The 7,949-nt window shown below is 47.6% G+C and carries 8 protein-coding genes and 1 pseudogene; 1 reads left to right on the top strand and 8 read right to left on the bottom strand.

Translation table 11 applies throughout. The features are described from left to right. The 6 genes from AC4E7D_RS08670 to AC4E7D_RS08645 all read right to left on the bottom strand — a co-directional run. Window positions 1–782 (bottom strand): hypothetical protein (locus tag AC4E7D_RS08670; RefSeq protein ID WP_490173410.1); only part of this gene is annotated, 782 nt, incomplete at its 3' end. A gap of 1 nt (window position 783) precedes the next feature. Further along, a complete protein-coding gene (gene nrfD, locus AC4E7D_RS08665; RefSeq protein WP_490173409.1) occupies window positions 784–2,118 on the bottom strand; it encodes an NrfD/PsrC family molybdoenzyme membrane anchor subunit in 1,335 nt (444 codons plus the stop codon). A 17-nt stretch (window positions 2,119–2,135) separates the two neighbouring features. Next, complete coding sequence (locus tag AC4E7D_RS08660; RefSeq protein ID WP_490173408.1) at window positions 2,136–3,119, bottom strand: 4Fe-4S dicluster domain-containing protein; 984 nt, start codon at window positions 3,117–3,119, stop codon at window positions 2,136–2,138. A gap of 21 nt (window positions 3,120–3,140) precedes the next feature. After that, the gene (locus AC4E7D_RS08655; protein WP_490173407.1) at window positions 3,141–4,019 is read right to left on the bottom strand and encodes a DUF5777 family beta-barrel protein; all 879 of its coding nucleotides are present in this window, start codon (window positions 4,017–4,019) and stop codon (window positions 3,141–3,143) included. A gap of 17 nt (window positions 4,020–4,036) precedes the next feature. Further along, the gene (locus tag AC4E7D_RS08650; protein WP_490173406.1) at window positions 4,037–4,423 is read right to left on the bottom strand and encodes a hypothetical protein; all 387 of its coding nucleotides are present in this window, start codon (window positions 4,421–4,423) and stop codon (window positions 4,037–4,039) included. 108 nt (window positions 4,424–4,531) lie between these two features. Then, window positions 4,532–5,671, bottom strand: coding sequence for a multiheme c-type cytochrome (locus AC4E7D_RS08645; protein ID WP_490173405.1), 1,140 nt, complete (start codon window positions 5,669–5,671; stop codon window positions 4,532–4,534). A gap of 300 nt (window positions 5,672–5,971) precedes the next feature. On the opposite strand from AC4E7D_RS08645, the gene AC4E7D_RS08640 reads away from it, so the two are divergent. After that, entirely contained in the window at window positions 5,972–6,694 is a 723-nt protein-coding gene (locus AC4E7D_RS08640) for an urease accessory protein UreH domain-containing protein (protein ID WP_490173404.1), read from the top strand. 45 nt (window positions 6,695–6,739) lie between these two features. Here the strand turns inward: AC4E7D_RS08640 and hypE are convergent, their stop codons facing one another. Together hypE and AC4E7D_RS08630 are read right to left on the bottom strand one after the other, a co-directional pair. Then, the gene (hypE, locus tag AC4E7D_RS08635) at window positions 6,740–7,765 is read right to left on the bottom strand and encodes a hydrogenase expression/formation protein HypE (protein ID WP_490173403.1); all 1,026 of its coding nucleotides are present in this window, start codon (window positions 7,763–7,765) and stop codon (window positions 6,740–6,742) included. A gap of 19 nt (window positions 7,766–7,784) precedes the next feature. Further along, window positions 7,785–7,949 (bottom strand): annotated as a pseudogene (locus AC4E7D_RS08630) (hydrogenase formation protein HypD); the annotation flags it as partial.

Here is a 7,949-nt window from a genome sequence, read left to right as displayed (position 1 = left end):
CCGGCACCGGCGGCAGAGCGACGTCGGGAAAGCATCTCTGTTCTTTCTGCTTTTGGAATTCCCCATCCAACGGATTGGGTCTGAATGACATTACCAAAATTATCATCATCTGCTATTACGGCAAAAACCGTAATGTTTCCCTTGGTATCTCCCGGCAATCCCTGTGGAAACTCAATTTCCAATTCCCCATCCTGTATAAAATCTTCCTCGAAGACCATCCGCGAGAGCATGCCGTCTACGGACAGCATCACGTACGCATCATTCACCGGGGACTCCATACCCAAACTGTCAACGGTAAATGCATTCACCTTTACCGTTTGAACGCTGTCTATTTCTACCAAGTCGAGCTTCAGATGCAGGTTCTGTATGCGGAGTTCTTCTGATTCTTCATCAAGGGCGTCACTTCCTTTAAAATACGCCCGGAAATTCATATACCCCTCACTATCTGTCAGGTATTCATGAGCTGCGGGAAGGGTAATCTCGGCAATACCTTCCTGCGATGTTGCAACCCTGCCTAATTCCACTTCCTCATCGTCCAGGAAGTTCAGGAATTGTATCTCCGCCCCATAGATGGGGATCTTGTTCCTGCGGTCTTTCCTGTGGCTTGCCGTGAACTCAGCTTGAAAAACCCGGGACTGATCAGCATGCTTGGTGCTTGTGAATCCAAAGCGCACCCTGTATTCGCTCATATCAACATCTTCCTGAGCACTACTATTTGAAGGAAGAAGGAACCCGAAAACGATCAGGAAAAAAATCAGACTGTTTTTAAGTGTTGCCTTCATATTATCCGATTTTTTTAGCGCGTTTCTGATTTTCTCGCTCTCTTTCGTACGCAATAATGTCAGACATAGGTACTACAGGTACAAGCTTAATGATCAGTATAAATAGCAATACAAAGGAGGCGATTCCCCCAAGGCTAAGGGCCCATTCCACCCAGGTGGAAGAATACTCTATGAATTCGGGCCGGGTATCCTGTATGGGGATATAGGGTGTTTCCAGCGTGGGGACAACAATTAGGTACCGGTTCATCCACAGTCCCAGTACAGCAATAACTGCCGCAAAGGTTATGCTCTTGATCGTCCTGAACTTTTTAAAGAAAAGGATAAAGAAAGGTACAAGGACCCCGATGTAATTGGCAAAAATGAAGGCCCAGAAATACTTGTTGAACAGTGTATTCAGCAGGTTTATATCGTGGATCTTGTGGCTAAACCACCTGGAGAAATACTCACTGAAAGTGAAGTAGCCGTACAGCAGAGAAACGACCAAAAGTATAATACCCGCTGCCATAAAATGCACTTTTCGAATGTAATGATCCAGTTTCCGGTATTTACGCACGAGGAACATAGAGATGATGATCACACCCACCCCTGAATAGAGGCCCGCCACAATGAAGTAAGGTGCAAAAATGGTACTGTTCCACCCCGGCTGTAGCGTAAGGCTAAAGATCCAGGCCAGAACGGTATAGGCAACAATCGCCAGGACAATGACCATGGCAGACATGGTGCGTATTAGTTTATGAAGCCGCCTTGACTGCTCAGGGGTATCCCGGTAATCCATGGCCAGAAAACGATAGAGCCTTTGCCTCCAGGACGGACAATCATGACAATTGTCCCGCAGGATTGCAAAATCAGGTATAAAGGTCAGGTACAAATAAATAAAACAGGCCACGAGGTCGGTCATAATGGCTATGATATCCCAGGTAATGGGCGACTGTATCCTGGGGTAGATAAACAGGTAGTGCAAACGGTCCAGCCTGCCAATACAAAGCAGAATGAATATGGGCCCTACCACCAGTGACAATACCGTGATTATCTCTACAATACGGGTCACTGAATTTTTCAAAGGCGTTTTAAAGAAGTGCAGGATGCCTGAGATGAACGCTCCGGAATAACTGAGACAAACAAAGAAGATGAAATTTATGATATAGATCCCCCACACCACATTGTCGCGCATTCCGGTGATTTCATGACCTTTTACGACCTGTAAGACGAAGGCTGCCCATCCTGCCAAAACAAGGACGATCAACAATCCGATCCAGAATTTGGATACCCTGTCAAATTGCATGAGCTTGGGCGAAAATTCCTTAACCAACTCTTTTTTTCTATTTGCAATATCCATAACGAGAATTAGAACCGTTATTCTTTAGATTTAGCCTTGAATTCCTGTACTTCGGGAACATCGTCGTAGCGGTCGAGGATTTCCTCATCGATATTAAAGCCGCGTTCCAATGGGAACTGCCTGTTCACAGGGGGCAGGTAGTATACATTGGGTTTGGTACCGAGATGTTCCAGGTAGCGATATCCGCCACGATCTTTTATCAGCTGAGAAAAACGGACAGTTTCCACCCCATTGGTCACCAGGTCTTCGTTCTTATCACCGAAATAAATGACGCCCATAGGGCATGCCTTGGCACAGTGGGGTAATTCCCCTTGCCTGAGCAGGTCAGGGCAGAAATCACATTTCATTACCGTCCCCTCGGTTGCCGGAACACTTGTTTCCGGGGAGTAAGGCTGATCTGTATTGTCGAACTTATCTTTATGTCCCCAATTAAAACTACGGGCAGAGTAGGGGCAGCTGGTCATGCAGAACTTACAGCCAATGCAGCGGTCGTTATCCACCAGGACGATCCCGTCATCCCTTTTAAATGTGGCTCCGGTGGGGCATACCGTTACACAGGGAGGTTCGTCGCAATGAAAACAGGGTTTGGGAAACCAGTAAGGGGCGCCTTCCTCATGGTCCCTTATGAGCTGCACCTTCATGAATTCCTCATGGGTATCGAGCTGATGCGCTTTTTGGCAGCTTTCCACACATTTCCTGGCATTGTTGCACTTGGCCAGGTCGATCACCATCACAAACTTCCTGTTGGGTATCCCTTCCCTGGATGCTGCCGGCGTAATGTGGGCCTCTGGGTACTTATTGATGTTCTTTGCATCTACCTCCACGATTTTTCCATCCGGGGTGAGCAGCTTGATCTTGTCACCTGATGCCTCCAACTCCTGTTCTGAAGCCAGGTTAGACAATAAGGTGGCACCAGAAAGGCCAGTAATGCCCGATAGTACTCCGAGCTTTACAAAGCTTCGCCTGTCGGTTTTCCCTTTGGACCGTTTCTCTTCTTTCATAACAAGCTCGGTATAATCAAATTAAAAGTTATAGATCCTGGTGATGGTGAACCCAATCAATACCCCGTCACCGCCAAACATGTTGAAGAACCTGTTCTGGTTGAACACGTAATTTTGCTGGGGAACGATTCCCCTGAGGTTCGTCAGGTAAATCTGGAAGGCGTGGGAGGAGGTCACAAACTCAGCCCCCAGGCTTAGTCCGGGTTCCGGATTCAAATCATTGCCATTACTATCCACCCCAAAGCTTGTAAAGGGCTGACTGTAATCCAGCAAAATAGCCGTTTGTGCACTAACCTTCATTCGTGCACCCAGGGCTATGCTGAACACATCATTATTCATATTAGCCGGAACTACATTGAAATGCGACATGCTCGGGGCCAACTGCATTGAGAAATTGGGGGAGAACCTGCGGGATATTATCAATTGATTAAAAAAGGAATAGCGGTGCTGGTCCAGCGCAAAATTTTCTTTCTTGCTGGCGTCGATCACAACGTTACCGTAATAGGTTACATTAACGGGAATACGGTCTGAGCGGGTTTGCTTCAATAACCCAACCTTCCAGTTGAAATCCTGGTATTTCTGTTCTTTTTCCGTGCCAAATCCTATTTGCAGCCTTTCGTGCAGCGTGTAGGAAAGCCCTATCCTGATATTAGCGGCTCCATAGATACCTAGGATATCATTGTTTCCCCCGCTGATCTCCCCCATCCTGTGGTTGATTACCACCTCCAGGCTGTTCTTATTATAGAGGAGGTCTGTTGGGTTATCAATGATGAAGCTGCTTTCGAAGGCCGGGCGCTGTGGTTTATCCACTGGCTTTTCAGTTTCCTCCCCGGCTTCCTGGGCAGAAACCAGCATAGGCATTGCGAAAAACAAAAACAATAAGAAATATAATGGTCTCATCTTGTCGTTTCTTTAGGTTAGTTATTTTCGGCTCCCCGTTCGATCCATTCCCGTATCAGGGAAATTTCCGAGGCATCCATGTTAAATCCAACATCGAAGGGATGTCCTACTCCGGGAAGTTTTTGATACAATTCACTTCCATCGGGATTTCCCGCAATCACATAATCGGGAACAAGGGCATTATAGGCGTTTCCCACCCTCAGGTCCGGGCTTGTATTTGCGTCATGGCAACGCGTACAATCTTTTCCGGCTTGTGAAAACAAGGGTTCAATATCCGCGCTGAAGGAAATTTCCTGAGTATCCGGGATATCGGGTATTTCTACTTCTATAAGTTCGTCGTAATAACAGGAGGAGCTGAACAACAGCAGGCAACCTGCCAGAATCAGTAGTGCATTTTTTTTCATCGCTAAGGGTTTAGACTTCACCTGGGAAAATTGGGTCCTAGGCTGGTATATCCGAACCGTATCATCCTGTCTTAAACAGGCAGGATGATACAGCACGGGACACCAATCTTAGTTTTCGTTTTGAAGTGCCTCAATAGAGTTCTTAATCAGCGCCTTGGTATATTCCGGATTATGGATACCACGGCTCTGGTCTTCATATGCTGTTTTGTAGTTCCAGGCGGCCATGGCGGCTACATCTGAGAAGATACCGCTGTTGGTGCGATCTTCGGATCCAGCCCTAATGATACCGACAACAACCGAGTCTGTTGGGATGAAATTGCCTTCAGCATCAAAAACAGGATCCCCTTCTGCGTCTACCTCAAAGGCAACGCCTTCAACATTGCGGAGGAGCTCCAGTAAAGTAGCCATATCAGCAGAGAAGCCGCTAGCCTCTCCGGGAACGGAACCGTGACACTCTATACAATTCTCCTCTACAGGGTTCCAGGAGTGCCCGCCTACGGAGGCTACGTTAGATTCGCCCATGTGACAGGAAACACAGGAAGCGCCTGTACGGTGCGCTGCCGACGCCCTGGCGGGATAGGCTTCCGTACCGGGAATTTCTGCACCCAGAACACCCTCCAATACCGTGGCTTGCGGGCTATGGTGGGGTCCGAAACGGGAAGTGTTAATCACGTATGTGCCATCTGCATTGAGGCTTGGGATTTCATAACTGGGCCTTGGCTGGTGACATAAAATACAGTTGTTACTGGCATCTTCGAAATCTACCGTGATAGCAGGTGCCAGGGACAACTCTGTTGGATCGGGATTCCTGAGTGCGTAATCCGGACCGTCATTCTCGAAGTCGAACGTACGGTGGTTGCTGTGGCATGTGCTACAGTTTATGGTGGTAGGATTTGCATATCCCAAGGTATCGGCTTCCCCGATGGTCACCCAGTCAATAAAGCCTTCGCTGCCGTGGCATTGTGCACATACATTGCCCGGAGCACCACCGCGTCCTTCGGCGAATCCAATTGAACCCGAACCGTGGGCGGAAAGGTCAAAAGAAGCGGCAATTTCACCGCGCAGGGTGTTGTTGTGACAGGAAACACAGGAGGCGGTGCCGCTCACCCCATCCTGTCCGTCAATTCCGTCAATTCCGTCGCGTCCGTCCTGCCCAGGAGGTCCTGCAATTGGATCACTGGTACATTGTACAAACAATAAGCCTGATACCATCAGCATCAGGATTCCGAAAAACTTGTGGCGTCTCATAGGGTATTTGTTATTACTGGTTATGCTTACGTTGCTAAGGCACGGGGGAAGTACCTTCTTTATGGGGGATTCTTCAAAATCTAAAATTTGTGTTAAAGTAACAATTGTTACCCTGACAAAACCTGATTTTTATCATAGATCGAAAAAATTTTCCAGAATTTTTTTACTGTGAAAGGGGGTTGAAATATCAATAATGATGTTGGTCAAGGAACTGATATTTTTCTGGTTTACCATTTGGGCGGATCTGATAACTTATTTGTATTTTGGCCCTTCTTTAACTACCCTATTTGCTGTAAGTTTATGGATGCTACCCTGCCTGTTACCGCTGGTTTAATCACGTCAATGCTGCACGTCGTGTCTGGTCCCGACCACCTGGCTGCCGTGACGCCTTTTGTGATCGAATCCAAAAAGAAGGCCTGGAAGATTGGCCTGTCCTGGAGTATTGGCCATCTCGTAGGGATGCTGGTAATTGGCCTGTTGCTTACCCTTTTTGGCGATTATATCCCCGTGGAGGCCATTTCAGCATATAGCGAACAGTTGGTGGGGATTGTTCTTATCGGTGTTGGTGTAGTAGCGATATATAAGATATTCAATGGGAAGAAGCCACATAAGCATATGCATGTGCACAGTGAACATGAACCCATGATCCACAGCCACGAACACGACCATAGCCACGAACACGACCATAGCCACGAACATTCCCATCGGCATGTTCACCCCAAAACCATGAAGCAAAGCAAATCTGCTTCCTTTTATATAGGGGTACTCCACGGTTTTGCCGGAATTGCCCATTTTTTATTGTTCCTGCCCGTGCTTGGTTTTGAGGATACCTCGGATTCTGTAACCTACGTTCTTGGATTTGGGATGGGTATTATCATCGCCATGGTGGCTTTTGCCCTGGTCCTTGGTAATGTATCTGCCCTAACCAAAAACGGGCATAATGAAGTATTCTTTAAAGGGATCCGACTCGCAGGTGGGTTATTTGCTGTTGTCGTAGGGGTGTACTGGCTGTTTACCGCATGAGGCGGTATTCCTCCCCGGTTGTATTACTTTACACGTAGAACAACATTAACAGATCCTCGGCAGTTGTTCCCCAATCATAGGGCTTATGATCCGTTTCCCCCCAATGCCACTGTGCAGCACTACCTTACCCGGATGTTCTGAAGTGATCTCCCCAACAACCACTGCATTTTTGCCCTTGTCATCTGCCCGCATCAGTTGAAGTACCTCATCAGCAACGGTTTCGTCTACTATAGTGACAAATAATCCTTCGTTAGCTACATATAAAGGATCCAGCCCCAGAATTTCACAGGCAGCTGCCACCTGCTTTTCCACGGGAAGTGCAGTTTCCGAAAGGGTAACCCCCAGATTGATATCACTTGCAATCTCAGAAAGCACACTGGCCAGTCCTCCACGTGTGGGATCACGGAGCATATGGATCTTTTCACCATAATGGTCCAGCAAGTCCTTTACCAGGAAGTTGAGGTTGGTGGTATCACTGACGATGGTGGATTCGAACTCCAACCCTTCGCGCTGTGACATAATGGCCATGCCGTGTTGGGCAATGTCCCCATTCACAATTATCTTATTTCCCGGCTGAATCCTGTTCGCCGAGATGTTCGCCCTGGGATGCACCTCACCAAAGCCCGTGGTATTGATAAAGATTTTATCGCCCTTTCCTTTTTCTACTACCTTGGTATCACCGGTGATGATCTGGACCCCGCACCGGTCTGCTGTCTCCTTAACCGAGCGGACAATAGTTATAAATTCACTAATGGGAAGGCCCTCTTCAACGATAAAGGCAAGAGATAAATATTTGGGCATTGCGCCGCACATGGCCACATCATTTACCGTCCCGTTTACGGCAAGCTCTCCTATATTACCTCCTTTAAAGAAAACAGGGGAGACCACAAAACTATCTGTGGAGATCGCCAGTTCCCCCTCAACTTTGATGAGAGAACCATCGTGCTTTTGTCCCAGGAAGGGATTGTTGAACACCTTGAATATGATTTGGTCCAGGAGTTCTCTGGTCATAAGTCCGCCACTTCCGTGACCCAGGCTGATCGCATCGAATTCCAATTCAGATATGTCCATGTATGCTTAGAATTAAATTTTAATTGCTGGTGTAATGGTAATAGGCAGCACAGGCCCCCTCCGATGAAACCATAGGGGCCCCGAGCGGCTTGGACGGGTTACAATTTTTTCCAAACTGGCTGCATTCGTGAGGTTTCTTTATCCCCCTCAAAATTTCCCCGGCGAGACAGTTTGGATTTTCCGG

Source organism: Lentiprolixibacter sp. (assembly GCF_982873095.1).
This window is presented reverse-complemented; position numbering and strand designations above follow the sequence as displayed.

What these genes read in the sequence shown, in the direction of transcription:
- AC4E7D_RS08640 (WP_490173404.1), top strand. Translation starts at nt 5,972, where the DNA reads ATGGATGCTACCCTGCCTGTTACCGCTGGTTTAATCACGTCAATGCTG.
- AC4E7D_RS08645 (WP_490173405.1), bottom strand. Translation starts at nt 5,671, where the DNA reads ATGAGACGCCACAAGTTTTTCGGAATCCTGATGCTGATGGTATCAGGC.
- hypE (WP_490173403.1), bottom strand. Translation starts at nt 7,765, where the DNA reads ATGGACATATCTGAATTGGAATTCGATGCGATCAGCCTGGGTCACGGA.
- nrfD (WP_490173409.1), bottom strand. Translation starts at nt 2,118, where the DNA reads ATGGATATTGCAAATAGAAAAAAAGAGTTGGTTAAGGAATTTTCGCCC.
- AC4E7D_RS08655 (WP_490173407.1), bottom strand. Translation starts at nt 4,019, where the DNA reads ATGAGACCATTATATTTCTTATTGTTTTTGTTTTTCGCAATGCCTATG.
- AC4E7D_RS08660 (WP_490173408.1), bottom strand. Translation starts at nt 3,119, where the DNA reads ATGAAAGAAGAGAAACGGTCCAAAGGGAAAACCGACAGGCGAAGCTTT.
- AC4E7D_RS08650 (WP_490173406.1), bottom strand. Translation starts at nt 4,423, where the DNA reads ATGAAAAAAAATGCACTACTGATTCTGGCAGGTTGCCTGCTGTTGTTC.